The organism is bacterium (assembly GCA_035528375.1).
Classification (GTDB): domain Bacteria; phylum RBG-13-66-14; class RBG-13-66-14; order RBG-13-66-14; family RBG-13-66-14; genus RBG-13-66-14.
The window spans coordinates 1-21,648 of the sequence record DATKYS010000071.1 but is presented as its reverse complement, the minus strand read 5'-3'; the positions used below and the strand labels follow the sequence as shown (position 1 = coordinate 21,648).

At 60.2% G+C, this 21,648-nt stretch carries 19 protein-coding genes; 14 read left to right on the top strand and 5 right to left on the bottom strand.

Annotated elements, in window-relative coordinates:
- On the top strand, positions 1–697 hold a 697-nt coding region (locus tag VM054_05190), incomplete at its 5' end, for a hypothetical protein (protein HUT98456.1).
- 63 nt (positions 698–760) lie between these two features.
- Here the strand turns inward: VM054_05190 and asnA are convergent.
- Complete coding sequence (gene asnA / locus VM054_05185) at positions 761–1,888, bottom strand: aspartate--ammonia ligase (protein ID HUT98455.1); 1,128 nt, start codon at positions 1,886–1,888, stop codon at positions 761–763.
- Positions 1,889–2,133: 245 nt separating this feature from the next.
- Between asnA and VM054_05180 the strand changes: the two genes are divergently transcribed.
- The 3 genes from VM054_05180 to nifU all read left to right on the top strand — a co-directional run bounded on the left by VM054_05180 (position 2,134) and on the right by nifU (position 4,525).
- Positions 2,134–3,468, top strand: coding sequence for a glutamine synthetase family protein (locus VM054_05180; GenBank protein ID HUT98454.1), 1,335 nt, complete (start codon positions 2,134–2,136; stop codon positions 3,466–3,468).
- 11 nt (positions 3,469–3,479) lie between these two features.
- Positions 3,480–3,941: a DUF3795 domain-containing protein gene (locus VM054_05175; GenBank protein ID HUT98453.1), complete on the top strand. Its 462-nt coding sequence runs from the start codon at positions 3,480–3,482 to the stop codon at positions 3,939–3,941.
- 128 nt (positions 3,942–4,069) lie between these two features.
- Positions 4,070–4,525 carry a Fe-S cluster assembly scaffold protein NifU gene (gene nifU, locus VM054_05170; GenBank protein ID HUT98452.1) on the top strand — a complete coding sequence of 152 codons (456 nt, stop codon included), beginning with the start codon at positions 4,070–4,072 and terminating at the stop codon, positions 4,523–4,525.
- A 245-nt stretch (positions 4,526–4,770) separates the two neighbouring features.
- Here nifU and VM054_05165 read toward each other — a convergent pair whose 3' ends face one another.
- Entirely contained in the window at positions 4,771–5,040 is a 270-nt protein-coding gene (locus VM054_05165) for an RNA-binding protein (GenBank protein HUT98451.1), read from the bottom strand.
- A gap of 162 nt (positions 5,041–5,202) precedes the next feature.
- Positions 5,203–7,620, bottom strand: a complete 2,418-nt coding sequence (locus VM054_05160) for a M28 family peptidase (protein HUT98450.1) — start codon at positions 7,618–7,620, stop codon at positions 5,203–5,205.
- Between the two features lie 146 nt (positions 7,621–7,766).
- Here VM054_05160 and VM054_05155 point away from each other — a divergent pair, with 146 nt between their 5' ends.
- From VM054_05155 to VM054_05125, 7 genes are all read left to right on the top strand, one after another.
- On the top strand, positions 7,767–9,206 hold the full coding sequence (locus VM054_05155; GenBank protein HUT98449.1) for an MBOAT family O-acyltransferase: 1,440 nt from the start codon (positions 7,767–7,769) through the stop codon (positions 9,204–9,206).
- A gap of 8 nt (positions 9,207–9,214) precedes the next feature.
- Complete coding sequence (locus tag VM054_05150) at positions 9,215–10,219, top strand: hypothetical protein (GenBank protein HUT98448.1); 1,005 nt, start codon at positions 9,215–9,217, stop codon at positions 10,217–10,219.
- A gap of 10 nt (positions 10,220–10,229) precedes the next feature.
- Positions 10,230–13,586 (top strand): tetratricopeptide repeat protein, encoded by a 3,357-nt coding sequence (locus tag VM054_05145; protein HUT98447.1) that lies wholly within the window; start codon positions 10,230–10,232, stop codon positions 13,584–13,586.
- Positions 13,587–13,869: 283 nt separating this feature from the next.
- Positions 13,870–14,307 (top strand): response regulator, encoded by a 438-nt coding sequence (locus VM054_05140; GenBank protein HUT98446.1) that lies wholly within the window; start codon positions 13,870–13,872, stop codon positions 14,305–14,307.
- Between the two features lie 147 nt (positions 14,308–14,454).
- Positions 14,455–15,804, top strand: a complete 1,350-nt coding sequence (locus VM054_05135) for a sigma-54 dependent transcriptional regulator (protein ID HUT98445.1) — start codon at positions 14,455–14,457, stop codon at positions 15,802–15,804.
- A 189-nt stretch (positions 15,805–15,993) separates the two neighbouring features.
- The gene (gene traF / locus VM054_05130) at positions 15,994–17,439 is read left to right on the top strand and encodes a conjugal transfer protein TraF (protein HUT98444.1); all 1,446 of its coding nucleotides are present in this window, start codon (positions 15,994–15,996) and stop codon (positions 17,437–17,439) included.
- A gap of 281 nt (positions 17,440–17,720) precedes the next feature.
- A complete protein-coding gene (locus tag VM054_05125; protein ID HUT98443.1) occupies positions 17,721–18,308 on the top strand; it encodes a lipocalin family protein in 588 nt (195 codons plus the stop codon).
- A gap of 140 nt (positions 18,309–18,448) precedes the next feature.
- On the opposite strand, the gene VM054_05120 is transcribed toward VM054_05125, so the two are convergent.
- The gene (locus VM054_05120; GenBank protein HUT98442.1) at positions 18,449–18,625 is read right to left on the bottom strand and encodes a hypothetical protein; all 177 of its coding nucleotides are present in this window, start codon (positions 18,623–18,625) and stop codon (positions 18,449–18,451) included.
- 756 nt (positions 18,626–19,381) lie between these two features.
- Between VM054_05120 and VM054_05115 the strand changes: the two genes are divergently transcribed.
- The gene (locus VM054_05115; GenBank protein HUT98441.1) at positions 19,382–20,269 is read left to right on the top strand and encodes a hypothetical protein; all 888 of its coding nucleotides are present in this window, start codon (positions 19,382–19,384) and stop codon (positions 20,267–20,269) included.
- 382 nt (positions 20,270–20,651) lie between these two features.
- Here the strand turns inward: VM054_05115 and VM054_05110 are convergent, their stop codons facing one another.
- Positions 20,652–21,182, bottom strand: a complete 531-nt coding sequence (locus tag VM054_05110; protein ID HUT98440.1) for a HEAT repeat domain-containing protein — start codon at positions 21,180–21,182, stop codon at positions 20,652–20,654.
- Here VM054_05110 and VM054_05105 point away from each other — a divergent pair, their 5' ends adjacent.
- Positions 21,183–21,404, top strand: a complete 222-nt coding sequence (locus tag VM054_05105) for a hypothetical protein (protein ID HUT98439.1) — start codon at positions 21,183–21,185, stop codon at positions 21,402–21,404.
- Positions 21,391–21,648, top strand: a 258-nt coding sequence (locus tag VM054_05100; protein ID HUT98438.1) for an NAD(+) synthetase, incomplete at its 3' end; no start/stop codon positions are given. The genes VM054_05105 and VM054_05100, both read left to right, overlap by 14 nt.

The following is a 21,648-nucleotide window of genomic DNA, read 5'->3' as shown; positions in this document are numbered from 1 at the left end:
GATGCTCGTGCTGCCGCTGGTCGCTCTCGCCGGCCTGGACGCCGTGTTCTTGGTGGGGGATTTTTACCAATACTGGTCGGAAGTGGTTGAGTACGTGCGTGACGACCCGCGCTTCGATGATGTTTACTTTATTCATATCATGGATTTCACGCCGTCTCTTGAGTTGATGCGCAACTTCGATGCGCTCTTCATAGGAGGAACACATACAGAGGAACCGGATGAGTTCGGTGACAACCTGGCCGACTATGTGGACGGCGGCGGCTGTGTGGTATGTATCTCTGAGATGCTCTTTTATGACCCCGGGAGTTGGTGGGGCATAGGCGGTCGCTGGGCGGCGGATGAGTACGCGCCTTACGGACCTATACCCGGTGAATTTATAGTCTACGATTACCAGGATTTGAACATCCTCGAGCCCGAGCACCCGATTTTTGAGGGGGTGTCCCATCTAAGCGATGTGTATAGCCATTTCCCGCTTGAGCTCCGTCCCGGGGCCAATGAAATCGCCGATTTCCCCCTCTACCCCGGCATCGCCATAAACGCAGGCAACACCGTCGTCGGTTTGGATTACGTGTGTAATGATCCGCGCGGCTGGACCGGGGACGGTTTTCTCATCCTGGCCAACGCCGCCTGCTACCTGGCCGCCCACTCCGACGTGCGGGAAACCTCCTGGGGTCAAATAAAAGCTGAGTTCGAATAGCGCCCGCTTCACCTTTTTACGCAAAAGACCGCCCGGAGGCGGCCTTTTCGTTACCAGATACGGCTATTCCAGCACGTGGATGTTGCGCGGAGCGCAGATGTCCTTGAGCTGCTTGGGCCAGACGGTGACGCTGACCTCTCCCAGGTGCGCCGCGCGCAAGAGGTACATGTAGGTGCGCGACTGGCCGATGCCGCCCCCGATGCTCAACGGAATCTGGTCGTTGATGATCGCCTTGTGGTACGGCAGGTTGAGGAAATCCTCCTGGCCGGTTATCTTGAGCTGCTGCCGGAGGGTGTCCTTGGTGACGCGGATGCCCATGCTGGTGAGCTCGTGGCGGCGCTTGGTGACCGGGTTCCAGACCAGGATGTCGCCGTTGAGGCCGTGCATGGGCCTGCCGTCGGCGGAGACGGTCTCGGTGACCCAGTCGTCGTAGTCGGCGGCCCGCATCTCGTGAGGATACCCGTCCTTCAACACCCAACCGATGCCGATGATGAAGACGGCGGGGTACTTCTGGATGATTTTCGTCTCCCGCTGCTTGCGCGGCAGGTCGGGGTACATGTCCAGAATCTCCTCGGCGTGGAGGAAGGTGAGCTCCTCGGGTAAGTCGGGGTACTTGCTGGATTTGAGCTGGGGGTACATTTCCTGGGCCAGCTTGCCGGCGCCGAGGATGACCTTCCAGAGCTTGCGCACCGTGTCCTTCAGGTAATCCAGGTTGCGGTCCTCGGCGGTGATGACCTTCTCCCAGTCCCACTGGTCCACGTAGGAGCTGTGGTCGTGGTCGAGGAAGTAGTCCTTGCGCACGGCCTTCATGTCGGTGCAGAGGCCCTCGCCGACCTTGCAGTCGAACTCCTTGAGGGCCATCCGCTTCCACTTGGTGGCGGCCTGCACCACCTGGGCGCGGATGGGAGTTTTGAGTCCGAGGCCGCAGTTGAACTCGATGGGCGTGCGGGAACCGTCGCGGTCCAGGTAATCGTTCACGCCGCTCTCGCGGTCCACGATTAGGGGGACCTGCGTCATGAAGAGGTTCAGCTCCTTGCACAGGTTCTGTTCGATGTAGCTCTTTATCGCGAAGAGGGCCTTCATCCTCTCCTTGGGCGGTAGGATCGGCTTGTAGTCCGCGGGGAGAATCTTCTCCACCTCTTCGTACGTGCTAATGCCCGGTCCCGCCAGGTCAGCCTTCTTGTCGGCCATCGTCGGTTCTCCTTGTGGGTTTATTGACGTCTCAAAACGCGTGAATAGTATCGGTTGGCGAGCGTCTTGTCAACGGGAGTGAGCCCGAGCATCCGCGACGGCGAAACCGTAAAAGCCGCGGCCTCTGCGGCGAACCGGCATCTTCCGCGCTTGACTTGGTCCGCGGTGTGAGCCAAAATCCGACCTCTGATGAACAGGGGGTTTAAACCCCTTGTCTGAAGTACAAATCACGCAAGGACAATCCCATGAACACTCTCCAGGACATCAAAGGGCTCGTCAAGAAATCGGGCGTCCAGCTCATCCGGCTCTGCTTCACCGACATCATCGGCGACCTCAAGGGCTTCAACATCCTGCCCGCGGAGCTTGACAAGGCCGCGGGCGAGGGCCTCGGCGTGGACGGCTCCTCCATCGAGGGCTTCGCCCGCATCAACGAGTCGGACCTGGTGGCCGTGCCCGACCTGGACACCTTCAAGGTCCTTCCGGTCGAGTTCGGCAACCGGGAGCTCCGGTACGCCCTGGTGTTCTGCGATCTCTTCACGCCCGGCGGCTCCCCCTACCCCGGCGACCCCCGCTTCGTCCTCAAATCGAACCTGGATAAACTGAAAGCCGAGAGCACGACCTTCTACGTCGGCCCGGAGCTGGAGTTCTTCTACGTCAAGGGCGAGAGGGACCCCGAGCCGCTGGACCACTGCGGGTACCACGACGCGAGCCTGATTTCCAAGACCGCCTTCGTCTGCGACAAGACCCTGGCCATGCTGGGCGACGAGGGCCTCGGCATCCGGGGCGAGCTGAACCACCACGAGGTGGGCCCCAGCCAGTACGAGGTTGACCTCCGCTACGCGGACGCCCTCGTCATGGCCGACCAGGTCATGCTGGTCAAGCTCTTGATAAAGGAGGTTGCGCGGATGTACGGCATCCACGCCACCTTCATGCCCAAGCCGATTTTCCGGGAGAACGGCAGCGGGATGCACGTTCACCAGTCCCTCTTCAAGGACGGGAAGAACCTCTTCGTGGGGGAAGGTGGCTCCTCGCCCCTGCCGGGGCTGAACCTCTCCGACTTCGCGTTCAAGTACACCGCGGGGATTCTGGCGCACATCCGGGAGGCGACCCTGGTGCTGAACCAGTGGGTCAACTCTTACAAGCGGCTCGTCCCCGGCTACGAGGCGCCGTGCTACATCGTCTGGGGGCACAGGAACCGTTCGGCCCTGGTCCGGGTCCCGCACTACAACACCCCGCAGTCGGCGAGGATAGAGCTGCGGAGCCCCGACCCCGCCTGCAACCCATACCTGGCCTTCTCGGCGATGCTGGCCATGGGGATGAAGGGGGTGGAAGGCGCCTACGAGCTGACCGAGCCCACCGAGGAGAACATGTACGACGCGGGGCAGCGCGGCTCGGAAATCCAGGAACTCCCGGAAAGCCTCTCCGAAGCCATCCACGTCTTCGAGAAGAGCGACCTCATGCGGGAGACCCTGGGGGATCACGTCTTCGAGAAGTTCATCGCGAACAAGACTATCGAGTGGGACTCCTACCGCCAGGTCGTCACAGGCTACGAGATACAGCACTCCCTGCCGCGCCTGTAGGGGGTGCGCGGATGGAGCCGATTTACGACACTTACTGCGGCCTCTACTGCGGCGCCTGCCCGGTCGTCCTGGCCAACGAGCGGGGAAACGTGGAACAGCGGGCCGCCGAGTGGGGGATGAAGCCGGAGGAGCTCGCCTGCTTCGGCTGCCGGTCACAGACCACGGCGGTGTTCTGCACCGATTGCGGGATGCGCCTCTGCGCGCGGAACCGGGGGATACGCTCCTGCTGCGAGTGCGGCGAGTACCCGTGTGAAATCCTGAAAAACTTCCAGGCGGACGAGCACCCCCACCACTCCGTGATCCTGAAGAACCTCGAAACGATAAGAGAAAAGGGCCTGGACGCCTGGCTGGCGGAGCAGGCCGGGCGTTGGCGCTGCCCCGGATGCGGCGCGAGGTTCACCTGGTACGACACAAAGTGCGCGGAATGCGGCGCGGAGCTCTACGACTGCCGGGTCGAGGAGCGGGACCTGTAGCTTATCCGGAACTCCGACGCCGACCGGCGGGAAGCGGCGATATTCGGATTAGACGATAAATACGATGGGGATTGTAAACATCTGAAAAAGATGGCATACTGAGGGCGGTAATTCTACCCGGAGAGGACATGGAATCCTACACCGAAAAGGTCATAGACCACTTCCAGCACCCGCGCAACGTGGGCGAAATTCCCGACGCCGACGGCATCGGCCGCGTGGGCAACCCCACCTGCGGCGACATCATGGAAATTTACATCAAGGTGGACGCCGAGGGGCGCATCACCGACTGCAAGTTCAAGACCTTCGGGTGCGGCGCCGCCATCGCCACCAGCTCCATCACCACCGAGATGGTCATCGGCCTGACGATTGACGAGGCGGAAAAGCTCAGCCGGAACGACGTCGCGGAAGCGCTGGGCGGCCTGCCCCAGATCAAGCTGCACTGCAGTAACCTGGCCACCGACGCCCTACGGGCCGCCATCGCCCACTACCGCTGCCGGAAGGACGGCTCCTGCCCCGACCTGGAGAGGATGGACCTGGGCGACTCCTGCGGTCACGAGAGCCACGGCGAGGACGGGCTCGGATAGTCGGAGTCTTTTCTTAATCAACGACGGCCCGCACCGGGCCGTTTTTTTACCCTTCCCGATTGAGATCAGGTTTGGGCGGCGAAACGCACGCGAAAAGTTGGAGAGCGCCGGGGGCGGCCTGACGCACCGCCGTATCATCGCCCGGTAGGACGGAATAGAGGGGAACCCGGAATCTATCTTGGAAAAATGCGTAATGAAAGGGGAGAGGCTCGGCCTCTCCCCCGTTCGCTTGGTTTTGCGCTTGTCTAGCGATCGGACCTGTCGTCGCGCGGTTTTCTCTCGCGAGCCTCATCCACACGGATGGTCCGACCGTCGAGCTCGGCACCGTCCATCTCGGATATGGCGTTTCTCCCCGCCTCGTCATCGGTGAAAGTCACAAAGCCAAAACCCCGGGACCGACCGGAATCACGCTCGGTGATTACCTTGGCCTCGACCACTTCGCCGAAGCGCTCAAACGCCTCACGAAGCGACTGGTCGGTTGTGTCCCAGCTCAAGCTCCCTACGAACAGCTTCACTCTCGGACCTCATTTCTCTATGGCGCCTCGCGGGCGCTCCACTTTGGAGGGATGCCCCTCCTTCCGCAGGACGGCCGGTGGCCGCCCTCTCGACAACCCTAGCCCAATTACGGCTAGAGCGACGGAATCATATCACCCGTTCTTCGACTTGTAAATAAAAAACTAACGTATAACGGCCAGCTTGCCCGTGGTGACCGCCCCGTCCGGCGTTTTTAAGAGGTAGAGGTAAATACCCGAGGCCAGCGCAAGTCCCGAAGAATTAACGACTTCCCAGATAAAATCGGAGCCGTCCGCCGTGGCCTGGAAGACCCGCGCCCCGCCCGCGTCGAAGACGGAAATCTCCGTGTGCGGGGTGAGGTTGGCGAAGGTGACCGCGTCGTGTTCCGCGCCCCGGAAGGGGTTCGGGTAGGCGTAGGTTCCGACCGGGCCTTCCCCTTCGGGCGGTTTGACGAGCCCGATGAGCCGGGCCAGCGCCCCCGCCGTCGCCCGCGTCACCTGCCGGGTGAAGGGGAAGTGGTCCTCGATGTTGGGGTAATCATCGTCTTTTGAGTGGTAGTAAGGATAAGTTATGGGGGAGTCCTCTATTCCTTCTATCGCGTTGTAACCAGCATTCCAAAAAGATTGATGATCAGACGCACCACTTCCATTCAGCCATTTAACCCAGGTCAGGCCGTCGCCGTACCGGTCGCAGTCCTCGATTACAAGATCAACCAGCCATTCGTCCCTGTAACGTCCGATAACCTCCAGGTCCTCCTGCACCTCGGGGTCGTCGCTCCAAACGACCATGTCGAGGTTGATGTCGCACAGCACGTCACAGCCGTCGGCGGCGAGGCGGTTGACGTGGTGCTGGCTTCCCAACAGGCCCCACTCCTCGGCGTCGAAGAAGGCGAACCGCAGGGTGCGCCGGTTCTCGTAGGGCGCCAGGACGCGGGCCAGCTCCAGGAGGGCCGTCGAGCCGGAGCCGTTGTCGTCGGCCCCGGGGGCCAGTTCCATCGGGTCCGAATCCCCGCTGATAGAGTCGTAGTGGGCGGTGGCGTAGACGTACTCGTCGGGACGAAGGGTTCCCAGCCGTTCACCTATAATGTTGGTAAGCACCGGCCCTTCAGTAAGTCCGGTGTACCACTCTCGCAGCCACGTGCAGTCTTGATTCAAATCGTCGGTGTAACCGGGATACTGTAAAGTCAGGAACCACATGCGGCCGTCCCGATACTCCATGTCCGATATTGAATAGTCATATGTGTAACCACCGATGCGGTAATCTTCCCAACTCCCGCCCCCGTCGTCCGTATAATAGGCGGCATCCTCGGTGCAGACGATGTATTCACCGGGGCCCACGCTGGATACGGCTATGTGGACCGCGTCGGCGTTCGGATTCTCGACCCTCTCCCAGGTCAGGCCGCCGTCGTCGGTGGCGAATACCCAGTCGCCCACCCCCAACCCGCGCTCCCCGTCCTCGAAGGCGAAGGCGAAGCAGGCGTCCCAGAAGTCGTCCAGGTAAACCCGCTCCCAATTCACCCCTCCGTCTGCGCTGCGCAGGATTCTGCCGTTCCCCGTTGAGGCGATGACGACGTCGGCTTTACCCACGGGCGACGCCGCGGCGACCGCCTGGCTCGGCATCGTTCCACGAAGCTCCCAGCTCGAACCGCCGTCGGACGTACGGTAGACCTGACCCGAGATGGCAAAAATGTACCCTGTGGATTCGTCGGCGAAGTACATGAAAAAGATACGGTCCAGCTCGTCGTCCAACAGTTCCGTTTCGGTCCAGGTATCCCCGCCGTCGGTGGAGCGGCAGTAGGACTTATCGCTCGCGTAGTGAATTACGTCGGGGGAGAAGACCTGAACCCCGCCCAAGCCCACCGACTGGACATCCCGCGTCGGCCGGTAGAAGGCGAAGTCCTCGCCGGAGTCAACGGAAAAGAAGCAGCCCCCGATATCAAAAAAAGTAGTGCCTCCGGCCATGGCGATTAAATCCCCGTCCGCCGAGAGGTGGTACAGGTCGCCGAAAAAGGCCGACTCCCTCTCCACCTCGTACCCGTACTCCTCCAGGAGGAAGGCGAGGTAATCCTGGGCCTGGAAATTACCATCACTGGTAGCGTAGCGGGTGCGGAAGGCGGCCAGGTCCTCGTCAAAGGCCATGATGGACGCGAGGTCCACCTCCTCCACCAGCTCGTCTGTAAGGCCCCCCTGGACCGTGAAGAACCCGGCCGGCGTCGGCCTCTCCGGCGCGCGCACGACGGGCATCAGCTCACGGAAGTATAGATTCGGGTCGCCGCAGAGCCGAAAAATCTCCTCCCGCGTCAGCCGGCAGACGGCGCTCCCATCGGGTAAAAAGCCGTGGACGAGGACGACGTCCGGCAGGCGCACCGGCCCTTCGATTGAGGAGACCAGGTAGAGCGGCGCGTCCGAGTCGCCTATCTCGACGGCCCCCGGCAGTGTCGCGCGGGTCAGGTAGAGCTCGTAACCGCCCGAAAGGCCGAGGTAGATCCCCTCGGGCGGCGGGCTTCCCGCGGGCACGGGCGAGACGTTCCACGCACCGGCGAGGCCGGCCGCGAGAATCAACAACGAACCGGCGTACCTCATCGGGACTCCGTAATGTGCAAGGCTCACAGAAATTTTAACAGAATTGCGCCCCGCCCGCAGCGATGGACCGTCAACTGTTCGCCAGAGGCACACCTTCGTTTTGTTACAATAGGGCTCGGTTTGGAACTCGAACCCGCCGGACGACGATGCTCTTCAACTCCCTCCAGTTCGCCCTCTTCCTCCCGGCGGTGGTCGTCGTCTACTGGCTCCTGCGCCACAAGCCCCCCCGCTGGCAAAACCTTCTGTTACTCGCCGCGAGCTACTTTTTCTACGGCTGGTGGGACTGGCGCTTCCTCAGCCTGATAATAGTCGTCTCACTGACGGACTACCTCGTGGGGCGGGGGCTGGCGGTCGAGGAGAGGCCGGGGCGACGGAGACTGCTCCTGGCGGTGAGCCTCCTCGTCAACCTCGGCATCCTCGGATTCTTCAAGTACTTCGATTTCTTCGCCGACTCGGCGGTGCAGCTTCTGGGCCTGTTCGGGATGAAGGCGAGCCGGACCACCCTGGATGTCGTCCTCCCCCTGGGCATCAGCTTCTTCACCTTCAAGTCCCTCTCCTACTCCATAGACGTCTTCCGGAGAAAGTGCGAACCGACGAGGGACGTCGTGGCGTATTTCGCCTACGTCGCCTTCTTCCCCCAGCTCTTCGCCGGGCCCATCGAGCGGGCGAAGAACCTCCTGCCGCAGTTTTTGAAACCCCGGACCTTCGACACCGACGAGGCCAAGGACGGTCTGCGGCAGATTCTCTGGGGACTGGTGAAGAAAATCGCGGTGGCCGATTTTCTGGCCGGGTACGTGGACACGGTCTTCCTGACCTACGACCACCAGGACGGCCTGGTGCTGGGTATCGGGGTCTTTCTGTACGCCATCCAACTCTACGCCGACTTCTCCGGCTACTCGGACATCGCCATCGGCGTGGGGAAGCTCTTGGGGTTCAAAACCAATCCCAACTTCGCCTGCCCCTACTTTTCCCGGAACATCACCGAGTTCTGGCGGCGCTGGCACATCTCCATGATGAGCTGGTTCCGCGACTACATCTTCTACCCGCTGGGTGGGCCGTTCAGGGGGAAGGCGCGCTGGATTGGCTACACCCTGGTGACCTTCGCCGTGAGCGGGCTCTGGCACGGCCCCGACTGGACCTTCGTCGTCTGGGGTCTGTTGAACGGGCTCTACTTCATCCCCATGATTCTGAAGAAGAAGCCGCCGACCTTCACCGGCGTCGTGGCGAAAAAGCGCCTCCTGCCCAGCCTCAAGGAAACGGGGCAGATGCTGGGGACGTTCCTGTTGGTCCTCTTGGGCTGGGTGTTCTTCCGATCCGATTCGCTCGGGCAGGCCTTCGGCTACCTCGCCCGGATGGTCACCCACCCGATCATGCCGGGCCAGGTCGGCTACCGCTTTTACCTGGTTCCGATCTTGGTGTGTATCGGCCTTCTAATCATCGAGTGGATCCAACGGAGAAAACGGCACACCATGCAAATAGAACGGTTACCCACCTGGGCTCGCTGGAGCATTTACTATATTCTGGTCATCGGTATGCTCCTCTTCGGCACCTTCGGCGGCTCCGAGTTCATCTACTTCCAGTTCTAGGAGCGGATGTGTCTTCCGTGTTCAAGCGTCTCTTGATCTTCCTGCTCCCCATCCTGGCCCTGCTGGTTTTTCAGTACCTGGTGGACCCGCTGGACATTTACCCGGGCGAACAACCTATCACCCCCGTCGCCTCCCATTACCGCTTCGTTAAGACCAACGACTACCTCTATAATCCGGATAACAAACGGGATTACGATGCCTTTATTTTTGGGTCGAGCCGGGTGATGCGGCTTGAGACGGCCCAGTTCAAGCAGTACGGACTAAAAGCCTTCAACTACGGCGTCAACATGACCCGCGCCGAGGACTATTACTGCCAACTACGATTACTTTTAGAATACAACAGAAAACCGATCAAGTTAATCATCATCGGCCTGGAGCCGGAGTTGCTGAGCAACATCTGGCCCGTACACCGGCAGCTTCTCCAGGTCCCCGAACTGAGTCGTTACCTCATCGAGGATTTGCCCCTCCCTGAAGCCGGTCACGAAGAACTCCTACAGATCATCAGCGATTCGATGCGCTACTCTTTCACCGCCCTGTGGAATCATCTGACGGGGATCAAACCCAGTAGCAAATACGAGTTCGATCCCTTGACCGGCGACTTTATGATAAAGGAGCCGCGTAAAAGTGCGGTCAAGGTCTCGAGCAACCTGATGCAATCACTCTACAGTATTTACAATGGCTTCACTGAGCTTGATCCCTCCCGAATCGCTTACTTCGACCTCTTCATGGACCTCTGCGCCGAAAACGACATCAGGGTGATCGGCTACGTCACCGGCAACCACCCGATGCTGCTCGACTTCCTCCGGCAGCATACCGCGTACGAGGAGAGACTGGCCGAAGCAATGGAATACTGGGATTCCATCGAATACGAGGGCTTTTCCTGGCGGGATTTCACCAGCGTTGAGGCCTACGGCGGCGACCCCGACGATTTTGCCGACCTGGCTCATATCGGCACCTACAACGCCGAGCTCGTGGTCCGGCAGTTGATGGAGGAGTACGTGCAGTCCGAGTAGCAACTTTCTTATGACGACCGAACCTATCATCTGCGGCCTCTGCGGCTTTCAAAACGCACCAAACGTACGCTTCTGCGGCGGTTGCGGCGAACCGCTCGTCGAGGTTACGGTGGAGGAGGAACGCAAGGACGTCGCCATCCTCTTCGCCGACATCTGCAACTTCACCGAGCTCGTGGCCACCCACGACCCCGAGGAGACCAAGGACAAAATCGAGGAGTGCCTCCGGGTGATGACCGATGGGGTTGTGGCCATGAACGGGGTGGTGGAGAAGTTCATCGGCGACTCGGTCATGGCGGTGTTCGGGGTGCCGGTGACCCACGAGAACGACGCCGAGCTGGCGGTGCGTGCCGGGCTGCGGATTGTGGACAGCGCCCGCAACTACGGCATCAACGAGGGGCTGGAGCTCGAGGTGCGCGTCGGCGTCCACTTCGGCGAGGTCATCGTCAGCCACCACTCCCAGGCCCCGGGCCGCGCGCACCACGTATTCGGCAACGCCGTCAACATCGCCTCCCGGCTGGAGGCTACCGGCCTCGTGGGGGGCGTCGTCGTCTCGGACGAGGTCTTCCGCAAGACGAAGGAGTTCTTCACCTTCCAGGAGCTGTCCCGCATCCGGGCCAAGGGCCTTCGCACGGAGCTCAAGCGCCACGAGGTCGTCGGGGAAAAGGTCGTGCGGGGCAAGATCCGCGGCGTGCCCGGGCTCTCATCTCCCCTGATCGGGCGGAAGAAGGAGCTCGACCTCCTCCGGGGCATCTACCGGGACGTGGCGGAGGGGAAGGGGCTGCGGGTCGTGACCATCGTCGGAGAGGCCGGGATAGGGAAAACCCGGCTGGTGGAGGAGCTTTTCCTCACCCTCCACCAGGCGGACTCGAGGCCCCGGGTCCTGCACGGCCGCTGCCTTGGCTACGCGGGAGCCCCCCCGTACTACCCCATCACCGAGATAATCAAGAAGGCCACCGGGATCAAGGACGACATGCCCCAAAGGGAGATGGCCGACCAGCTCGCCACGTCGCTGTCCAGGATTCTCGGCCGCCGGATGATCGGCGACGTGGACGCCGTGAGCACCCTGCGGAAAATCCTCGCCCTCAACCAGGACGGGGATTCACCCGACGACCAGGACACCCGGCAGATTCACAACCAGGTGCTCCTGGTGGTGGAGGAGCTGCTGGGGGCCCTGGCCAAAGAGGAAATCATCGTGGTGCTGATGGAGGATGTCCAGTGGTCCGACAGCTCCTCCCTGACGCTCATCGGCCATCTGGTCCGGTCCCTGGCTGATTCCCGCTGCCTGTTTATCATCAATTCCCGCCCGCCCGGGGACCAAGCGGCCACGCGGACCCTGCTGGAGGAGCTCCGGAAGTCGGAACGCCACACGAGGATCAATCTCGAGGACCTTTCCCCCGACGACACGCGCCGACTCTTGTCCGAGCTGTTGACCGTCGAGGAGCTGGACGAAACCAAACGGCGGGCCATCATCAAGCTCGCCGCCGGCAACCCCTTCTTCGTCGAGGAGATTATCAAGAACCTCATCGAAAAGGGGGACCTCGAATACCGGGACGGACACTGGTACACGAACGAGGAGGAGGGCAGCTTCGAAATTCCCGACACCGTGGAGGGGGTGCTCCGCTCCCGGATAGACAACCTCCCCGACCAGGAGAAGAAGGTCATCCAGCGCGCCTCCGTCGTCGGGGAGGTGTTCTGGCGGCGAATCGTGACCGAGCTGATGAACTACGCGGTGGGCGACTACCTGGCGGACCTGGAGAAGCGGGACCTCATCCACCGGCGGCTCGAGTCCATCTTCGAGGATGACCTGGAGTACATCTTCAAGCACGTCCTTTTGCACGAGACGGTCTACAAGAGCCTGCTCCACCGGGAGCGCCGCGAGCTGCACCTGAAGACGGCGAAGTGGATCGAGAGCAACTACTCCGACCGCATCCAGGCCTACCAGTCGCTCGTGGCCAACCACTTCGAAAACGGCGGCGCGCCTGAGAAGGCCGCCCGGTACTACTTCGAAGCCGGAAAACACGCCGCGTCGCTCTACGCGAACGAGGACGCGAAGCGTTTTTACGCCAAAGCGGTCGAGAACACGCAGGACGGGGACCTCACCCGCCGGGCCTACCTCGAGTGGGGCGACGTCTGTCTGGAGACGGGAAAGCCGCACGAATCCATAGACCTCTTCACGGCCGCGCTGGGGTACTGCCGCGACGCCGTGGGGCGCGCGGAAATCATGGAGCACATGGGGTCGGCCCACGAGCGGCTGAGCGAATACCCCCGTTCCCTGGAGTACTACGACGACGCCCTGACGCTGTTGAAGGATGAACCGCCCTCGCTGCTCCACGGCAAGACCCTGTACGGCATCGCCTGGGTCCATTACCTCCGCGGGGATTTACGGGAGGCCCTGGACTACATTTCCCGGGCTGAAGAGGTCATCGCCCGAGTCCCGGAGGATGACTTCGCCTCGGACAAGGTCCGCGCCCGCATCGCGAATATCCACGCCAGCATCCTCAACGAGCTGAAGCGACTCGACGAGGGCCGCGAGTACCAGAGCCGCACCCTGGAGCTTTACGAGAAGCACGGCTACCTTCTCGGCATGCAGAGCGCGCTGAACAACATCGCCACCGTGGAGATGGAAGAGGGCAGGTATGGGACGGCCCTCGAGCTACTGCTGCGCTCCTACGACATCGCCGAGCGCTGCGGCGACAGGTTGGGGCTCGCCGTCAATTGCAACAATCTGGCCTCGATCTACACCGCCTTCGGCCGCTTCGACCGCGCCGATGAGCTCTACACCCGCTATCTCGAGATCAACGCAATCATAGACAACCGCCTGGGCGACGGTTACGCCAACTACGGCCTCGCCTCCCTGTCCCGCCTGCGGGGGGAGTACGAAAAGGCCGATAAGCACTTCCGCCGGGCGATTGAAATCTACGGCGAGGTGGGGGCCCACCGGATGACCCTGGTCGTCAAGCTCTCCCTCGCCGTTTTCTACGCCGAGGTCGGGCGCGAGGAGGAGTCCGAGGCGCTTTTCGCCGAGGTGGGCGAGTTTATGGACGAGAAGGAGATGGCCGTTTACCGCCTGAGCGCCCTGGGGCTGACGGCGCGTCGCAGGGAATTCTCCGCGAATGAGCTGGGACGTCTCCGGGATTTCCTGCCCGCCGCCGAGGCCGGTTTCGAAATGGAAACGTACAGAACCAGCCGGGTGGAGGAGGCGGTGCACCTGGCGACGCTCTACGAGCGGACCGGCGAAGCGGAGAAGGCCGCCCGTTTTTGGGAGTCGGCCCGGGCCACGTTCGACGAGATAGTGGAGAACATCGGTGACGAGGAATCGAAGGGAACCTTCCGCAAAATCATGGGGAAGCGGGGGTACGTCGTGTAACCGACGACTGCGCGACGGCGACCGGCCCGGGGGGCTTTTTTTATACCATCGCGGAATAAACCACCCCGTCATTCTGAAACGACCATTTTGGCTGGTCTTTGTCCGAGTGTGCGTCGAGGCAACCCGTTCGGGCGCGACCGCCGGTATTTCGCCCAACGGCCGCACATCCCCACTACGTCCCTCCGGACGGCGCCGGGGAATGGTCCGACGCGCCTTCCGAGGCCGAGGCATAAAGATTGCTTATATAAAAGGCACGGCATCCTAACTCCACAGGCACGTAAAAGTGAGAACCTCAATAGGGGGAGCCGACGACAACGACTACGTCGCCCCCTCCAAGGAGAATCGGCCCATGCCCGAAAAAATCATCATCGTGGAAGACGAAATAATCGTCGCCATGGACCTGAGCCTGCGCCTCTCCAGGCTCGGTTACGACGTAATCGGCGTCTTCTCCACCGGCGAGGAAGCGGTGGAAGAGTGCGGCAAGACCCGCCCCGACATAATCCTGATGGACTACATGCTCCGGGGAGAGTTGAACGGCCTCGAGGCCACCAAGCTCATCCACTCGCTCTACGACACGCCGGTGGTGATGCTCAGCGCCCTGCCTCAAAACCCCGACACCCGAGAATGCGACGGGTACCTGGTGAAACCCTTCGAGCTCTTCGGCCTGAAGAGCACCATAGAGAACACCCTTAAAAACTCAAGGAGTATGAAAGCCTCGTAGCCGGGGACCGCGCCGGAACGGCCGACTTACGGGAGGCGGCAATCGGGTTTGACAAAATCTTCCGGCGCAAAGAGCCGCGACAATGAACACGTAAATGCAATCAAACATATTAAGGCTAATCAATCCCCCTCAGGCGAGGTAATGAAAATGGAAACTAAGACTCGCGTGCTCATCGTTGACGACGACTCGGCATTCTGCGAGAGCACCTGCGACGGTCTCAGCCTCGAGGGCTACGACGTCCGGTACGCCACCACGGGCAGGGAAGGACTCGAATATTTCAAAACCTGGAACCCCAGCATCGTCCTGTTGGACCAAAAACTCCCCGACATCCTGGGATCGGAGATTGACCGGCAGATCCGGGAGACGGATCCCGGGGTCAAGGTCATCTTCGCCACCGCCTACGGGTCGCTCTCCGAGGCGGTCGAAGCGGTCAAGAACGGAGCCTACCACTACTTTACAAAACCGATCGAGCTCGACGAGTTCTACTTCACCGTGGCCAAGGCCGCCCGCCTGGCCGAGCTCGAACGGCTCAACCGCATCACGGAGTTCCAACTCGAGAGGGCGCGACAGACCGACGAGTTCGTGGGCGATTCCGCGGCGATTCAGGAGACCAAGCGGCTCATCGAGCTGGCCGCCCAGACCGATTCCACCATTCTCATCACCGGGGAAACCGGGGTGGGCAAGGGGGTCGCGGCGAGGGCCATCCACCGCCTGAGCGGCCGGAAGGACGACCTCCTCAGCGTGAACTGCGCCTCGATCCCCGAGAACCTCATCGAATCTGAGCTCTTCGGTTACGAAAAGGGGGCCTTTACCGGCGCCGAATCACAGCGGAAGGGGGTTTTCGAGCTGGTCAAGGACGGCACCCTTCTGTTGGACGAGATAGCGGAGATGCCCCTCCAACTCCAGAGCAAGCTGCTGACCGTGCTGGAGGAGGGTCGGATTCGCCGCCTGGGTGGCGACGTGGATATACCCCTGAACGTCCGGGTCATCGCCACCACGAACCGGCCCATCGTCGAGGACATAAAGAACGGCCGTTTCCGCGAGGACCTCTACTACAGGCTGGCCGTCATTACCATCAACGTTCCCCCGCTCAGGGAGTGCCGGGAGGACATCCCCATTCTTTGTAAAAGCCTGTTGGAAAACATGACCAACGGCATCTATGGTGAATTGCCCGAAGAGCAGTTCGCCGCGCTGATGATTTACCGCTGGCCCGGCAACGTGCGCGAGCTGCGCAACATCCTGGAGCGCTCGGTGATTCTCGCCGCCGGCGGGGAGCTCGACCCCGCGTCGCTGATCGAGGGCGGTTCCGGCAAGCGCGGCGGACCGGGGACGACCGAAATACGACCCCTGGCCGATGTCGAGTGTGATTACATCGAACGGGCCATGAAATTTTACCGGGACAACAAAACCCACGCGGCGACGGCGCTGGGGATATCGCTTTCGACGCTCAGACGGCGCGTCGCGAACTACGAATGCCTGGGGAAAAAGACGGCCTGAAACGCCACCGCCCGAGCGCACCGAAGGGAAAAAGGCCGCCCGCCGCCGGCCTTTTTTCATGCCGCAGCACACGGCTGGTCAATGGATTGAACCACTTTTAGGGAAGCGGGCGTCGGCGGTGCGGAGCAAAATATTTGTAATCTTGGAAATTAAGCCCTAGAATGGAGGCGAGACGCACTGGACGAACCCGTGATTTATTCGAAACGAATCATTCTGGCTATGATTATCCTCATGATTCCGGCCGCCGGGATGGACATCTTCGGCACCCGGGCCCTGGGGATGGGCGGCGCCCAGGTGGCGCTGGTTGACGACGCCACCGCCGCCTTCTGGAATCCGGCGGCCTTCGGAAACCAGGTCAACTTCTCGACCACCGACAGCATCTTCGGTTTCTCGGGCGAGGACAACCTCAGCCAGTACGTCAACGAGCTGAACCAGTATTACTATCTCAGAGACATTTTCCCGGAGAGCTACAAGGATTTCAAGGAATACATGGATGAGAACTCCGAGGAGGCGCACCGTTACGTAGACGACATCGTGGACTCCCTCGCCGCCCTCAACGAGCCCGGCGTGGGCATCGTCTGGGACCTGCACTCCGGCGTGGCGACGAGGGTCGGTCCGGCGGTCATCTCCTGGCTGTACGAAAACCATCTCGAGGTCGGCCCCTGGGTGGACACCCACGTGTCCCGGCTCATCCCCAGCGAATACCTGCAATCCCCCGACGACGTCCTCGCCCTCTACAACGAGGGGCTCCTGACCGACGAGGAGTTCGACCTGCTCTGGCCCGGCTACGATCCCGACGACCCGAACCGGGATTTATTCAAGGGCGACAATCCCGGGAACAGTATCGGTCTGGAGGATAACCGCTCCCTCATCACCCTCTCGGGCATCGTGACGAACACCATCGGTCTCAGCTACGGCTACTCCTTCGAGCTGACCCGGGACGACTACATCGCCGTGGGTGGAACGATCAAGTTCATCCACGGGGAGCGCGGGGGGGACTCCATCGGCATTCTCAGTGACACCGACCTCACCGACTTCGACCCCGGCATCTTCGCCGTCGGCTCGAACTGGATTCTCAACAACATCTTCACCCTGCGCACCATCACCACGGGGAGCGGCTTCAGCATGGACCTGGGCGTTCAGGGGAGCCTGGGCAAGCAGTTCCGCTATGGCCTCTTGGCGCGCAATCTCATCCCCACCCAGCTTGGCTGGGACGATCCCCGCTTCGAGCCCACCCGGATAAATCCGGAGCTTCGCCTCGGAGCGGCCTACGAGCCCGTCGAGAGCCTTTGGTTGGCGCTGGACCTGGACCTCCTCCCCGTGGAAAACCTGTCCTGCAGGTACAACCCGCAGACCGGGGTCGAGGAGGACGCGGTCCCCTACCACGAGCTGAGCATCGCCCTGGGCGCCGAGTACGAGCTCGCGGGGATGTTCACCGTGCGCGCCGGGATGAGCACCAACTACAACGCCCTCTTCGAGGAAGCGTCCCCGGCCAAGTTCATCATCTCCACCGGGATTGAGTTCAACATCGGCGAGGTGTTCCACATGAGCCTGGCGCTGATGAGCAACCTCATCCGGCCCCGAGAGGTGGACGCCAGCCTGGGCGGCTCCCTCTCCCTCGGCTTTACCCTGTGACCCAGCGACGGCGGTTCTTCTCCGGCCATCTGCCGGGGCTTCCTTTTTTTCGGGGGAAAGATTCCGGAGGTCGCGAACGCGGTGAGGATGCCGATTTACTTGGGCGAAATCGGCTCCGGGAGTGGATTAAAAAACGGTGGCGGTTAAGATCGGACGCGGTGCGGTTTGGACCAATCCTCGCCGCAGGTTTCCCCTCGGGCGCAGATACACCGGCCTTACCACCACCCAATGTGTGCACCGAATAACAAGTTACTACGGCTGACTTACCTCTGGAGAATACGATGAAAACCCGTTCTAAAAGACGTAGACGGATCGTTAAATCAATCACGGCGCTTCTTGCCATCACCTTCGCGACGGCGCTCGGCTGCGGAATCTCGACCACGGAGCGTCTGGGGCTGGGACCGCTCAAAACGGTCGAGTACGTCGAGCTCGAACGCTACCTGGGCACCTGGTACGAGATAGCCCGATTCCCCCAGTCCTTCCAGGAGGGCTGCGTGGCCTCGACCGCCACGTACACCCTGCGCGACGACGGGCTCATAGACGTCCTTAACACCTGCCGCAATGAGACCCTCGACGGCGAGGAGCGCAGCGCCCTCGGCCTGGCCCGCGTCGTGGATGCGGAAACCAACGCCAAGCTGCAGGTGACCTTCTTCCTGTTCTTCTGGGGCGACTACTGGATAATAGACCTGGCCGACGATTACAGTTGGGCCGTGGTCGGCCATCCCAGCCGCGACTATCTGTGGATTCTTTCCCGCACCCCGACGATGGACGCGGAGGTTTATTCGGGCATCCTCCAGCACCTCGAAGCGGTGGGGTACGAGACCGAGCGCCTCTACGTGACCCCACAGGTCGAGACCGACACGGGTTGATCCCGCCCGCCGGCGGACATAACGCAAGGCCCCTCCCCGCGGAGGAGCCTCTTTTATTGGTGGAGGCGGGGGGCTTTGCCACGCCCCACCAAAATAATAGGGGACCTATGGGCCCCCTATCAACCTTAAGCTGACCTAATCTACCGATGAACGGCCAGGTATTTATTCAGCTCAAGCTCGTGCTTGCAAAGCTCAACATACGCTGTCAAGTTCGAGGCACTTTTTAAAGCCCCTTGGAGGCTACTGATTATAGCCTCGTGAATAGCAGAAGCTGTTTTATCTAAACGGTCGATCGCATCATCTTGTATCGTAGCCATATAATCCTCCTTTCAAGTTTAAACTTATGATAAACCTGGAGAGGGATGGCTGACAAGAGACTTTTAAGGGGGGCGGGGCGGGCTTGAACCGCCGATGATCACGGGTAAACGCAAGGCTCCTCCCCGCGGAGGAGCCTTTTCGTTGGTGGAGGCGGGCTGCTATATTTAAAGCCACTAAGGATAAGCGCTGACCTGATTCGGGAGAAGTACAAAGAGAAGTATGAGAGACCGATTAAACAAACAAGACATAAATCTCACCCCACGACGAATTAGAAAATACCGCCACAAGCGGTAAAACGAGCCACAACGGTATGTGTGAAGAAGTAGGACTATCTCAGGGGGGTTTTTCGACATGTGGTATAATAGTGTTGAATGTCGGTATCGCTACTTCCCGAGTCCATTCTACTTAATATGAGTAAGAATTAGATACATTCCCGTTTTATAAAATCCTTCCGACGTGAGTTTCCGGGTGATGAGCATGTTTCTTGCTATACAAACATCTTTATTATCAACGCATTATGTGCCTTTTTCTACTCCTCGCATTCAGGAGGTGTCGCAGGGTACGTGTTCAGTGTGAAATAAGTCAGTTGCTTGCGATACGGCTTTCAGACAAATAAACTATTACTTACTAATAATAAATACTCTAGTATATTATAGAGTATTAAATGAAGTACTATGCCCTTTTATGATTAGTTATACAGAGTGTTATTCTGTAAGTATTTTTCTTTGGACTGCAAAATAACCATCAAGTAGAAAATGGTAGAGCTCGTTCTATCTGATGTATGGGAGGAGTCTATGTATACACAAAGGTTCTTGCTCTCCGACTTGTCTGACAAGATAGTCACTGCTTTCGGCCTATCTCCGAAATGGAGCAAGTGGTGCATTGACCGTCTTAGGATGACCCTCTACCAAACCGAGGAAGGCATTTTAAGCTCCTTCGATGGGAGTGCTCTATCCGCTGGTGCTATCCAAGGAGCCTACAATTCCAACCTGCATGGTGTTGTCTATAGAAACCTTGAAACACCGTATCGTTGCAACAATGTGGCCTCTTGGTCCGACCTCGGAAAAAGCGGAACAGGTGAATTTATCATGCAAGAATCCATAAACGCTGCCTGTAATCAGCTACTTGGGAGGATCGAGTTAAAAAGGTTCAGCCAGTATCATCTGTGGGTGACACAGTATGAGCTATGCCTGGACTCAGTCTGCGATACGAGGGCCGAACAGCACAGCCTCTACAGCTCCATCAAGGAGCTCTTGACTGAATCCCTGAAGGACCTCTATCCCGTGGTCATAGAAAAGGAAAAATACCCAGAGCCCTATGTCCAGTTCCAAAAACAACCTGGGCGTGTAGTAGAGATACTGAAGCTGTACTGTAAAACTCAGGCTCGGGGTGGTTCCGTGCTACGCTTTGAGTATGCGTGGGACTGTAGTGGTAGAAACCAACCTCACACCGAATCCATCTCCATACCACTGGAAACCCGCTACAAAGGTGGAAACAAAATTATCCTCTGTAAATACATGGACTGGAAGTCTCTTGAAGATGAACTTCTTGACACTATCCTCTCAAAGGGAAGCAAGTCTCTGGAGCCCGTTATGGAGAGAGTTATAAATTACATGGACATTCAGAAAGAACGGGCCAGTTGACCCCCCGACGCCCTCAAATTGCCGTAGAGATGAGATCGAGTTCGTAAGCCTCCTCTCTCCCCCTCCCTCCCCCCACTACAGAGTTATCGGATTGCCGCCCAGCGCGATAAACGGCTTCCCACCAGCATCGAGGGGGCATTGTCGTATCTTGTTGATATTTATTGTGTCCCTCGGTCATATTTATCTTGTTGAGATTTATAGTGATACCCATATTTACTGACAATATCCAGCAGAAAAATCTTCCCCCCAGGAGCCTCCCCCGCGCGTGCAAATCCTTTTTATGCGCTTCACCGCTCCGGAATATTGAACACAACGTCCCCGCCGTTTGCAGCGGGGACGTTTTTCAGAGCGACCTGCCCAGAGGCCACGATTACAGCACCGGCTACTCGCCCTCCCTTTTATCCAACTGCTTCTGGGCCTCCTTCACCACCTGCCGGTCGGGGTCATTCTCAGCCGCGTGGCGGATGAGCTCCCACACCTCCGGATTGTCGTAGTTCGACAGCGCGGTTACCGCCGCAATCCGCCGGGTGGTATCTTCGCCGGCGAGGCATTCCAGCCAGAAGTTCCGTGCTCGGGGGTCCCGCCAGTAGGCCAGGACCCCCCAGGCGTAGTACCGCCGGGACTGGTCCTCGGTCTCGTCGGAGGCGATGCGCTCGATGACCGCCCGGACCTCGTCGTCCTCGAAGCAGCGCAGACCCTCGAAGACTTCATCCCTGGCGCCGTGGTTCAGATCCTCATCGTCTATGGAGGCGAGTAAAAACTCCCGGGCCTCGGGGTCCCCGCGCTCGGCGCGCAGCAGCCAGGCGTTGCGGACCTCGTTCGCCCGACCGCCGAGCTCCGACACCTCCCGGATGACCTCCCAACCCCGCGGGTCGTCGTACTTGGCCAGGTTGGCAATCATCGAGTACGTCACGTGGCTGATTATCCGGCCGTCCCACAGGCCGTAGTAGTAGTCGAAGGCCCGGGGGTCACCCCAATCGGCCAGACAGCTTCCCGCCGTCTCGCGGATCTGGTCATTCGGGCTCTCCAGTTGGGGGGCGATTATATCGGCGGCGTCGGGGCCCAGGAGCTCTCCCTGGAGGACTTCGTCCGGATTTATAACGAATTACGCGAGGTGGGCGGTGGCACGGGGTAGGCGTTTCGAGCGCGATTACGGGAAGCTGGCGGAGGACCTGGCCGGCTGGATCGCGGGTTACGTCCGGGGGGCGGGATTCTCCAAGGTGGTCCTCGGCGTGTCGGGCGGGGTGGATTCCGCCACCAGCGCCGCTCTGGCCGCCAAGGCCCTCGGCGCGGGGGGCGTCCACGCGCTCCTGTTGCCCCACGCCGAGAGCGACCCGGACTCCGAGACCGACGGCCGGCTGGTCTGCGACCAATTGGGT

Coding starts and splice junctions, on each gene's coding strand:
- VM054_05145 (HUT98447.1), top strand. CDS start 10,230: ATGACGACCGAACCTATCATCTGCGGCCTCTGCGGCTTTCAAAACGCA.
- nifU (HUT98452.1), top strand. CDS start 4,070: ATGGAATCCTACACCGAAAAGGTCATAGACCACTTCCAGCACCCGCGC.
- VM054_05125 (HUT98443.1), top strand. CDS start 17,721: ATGAAAACCCGTTCTAAAAGACGTAGACGGATCGTTAAATCAATCACG.
- VM054_05115 (HUT98441.1), top strand. CDS start 19,382: ATGGTAGAGCTCGTTCTATCTGATGTATGGGAGGAGTCTATGTATACA.
- VM054_05180 (HUT98454.1), top strand. CDS start 2,134: ATGAACACTCTCCAGGACATCAAAGGGCTCGTCAAGAAATCGGGCGTC.
- VM054_05175 (HUT98453.1), top strand. CDS start 3,480: ATGGAGCCGATTTACGACACTTACTGCGGCCTCTACTGCGGCGCCTGC.
- VM054_05160 (HUT98450.1), bottom strand. CDS start 7,620: ATGAGGTACGCCGGTTCGTTGTTGATTCTCGCGGCCGGCCTCGCCGGT.
- VM054_05120 (HUT98442.1), bottom strand. CDS start 18,625: ATGGCTACGATACAAGATGATGCGATCGACCGTTTAGATAAAACAGCT.
- VM054_05155 (HUT98449.1), top strand. CDS start 7,767: ATGCTCTTCAACTCCCTCCAGTTCGCCCTCTTCCTCCCGGCGGTGGTC.
- VM054_05135 (HUT98445.1), top strand. CDS start 14,455: ATGGAAACTAAGACTCGCGTGCTCATCGTTGACGACGACTCGGCATTC.
- asnA (HUT98455.1), bottom strand. CDS start 1,888: ATGGCCGACAAGAAGGCTGACCTGGCGGGACCGGGCATTAGCACGTAC.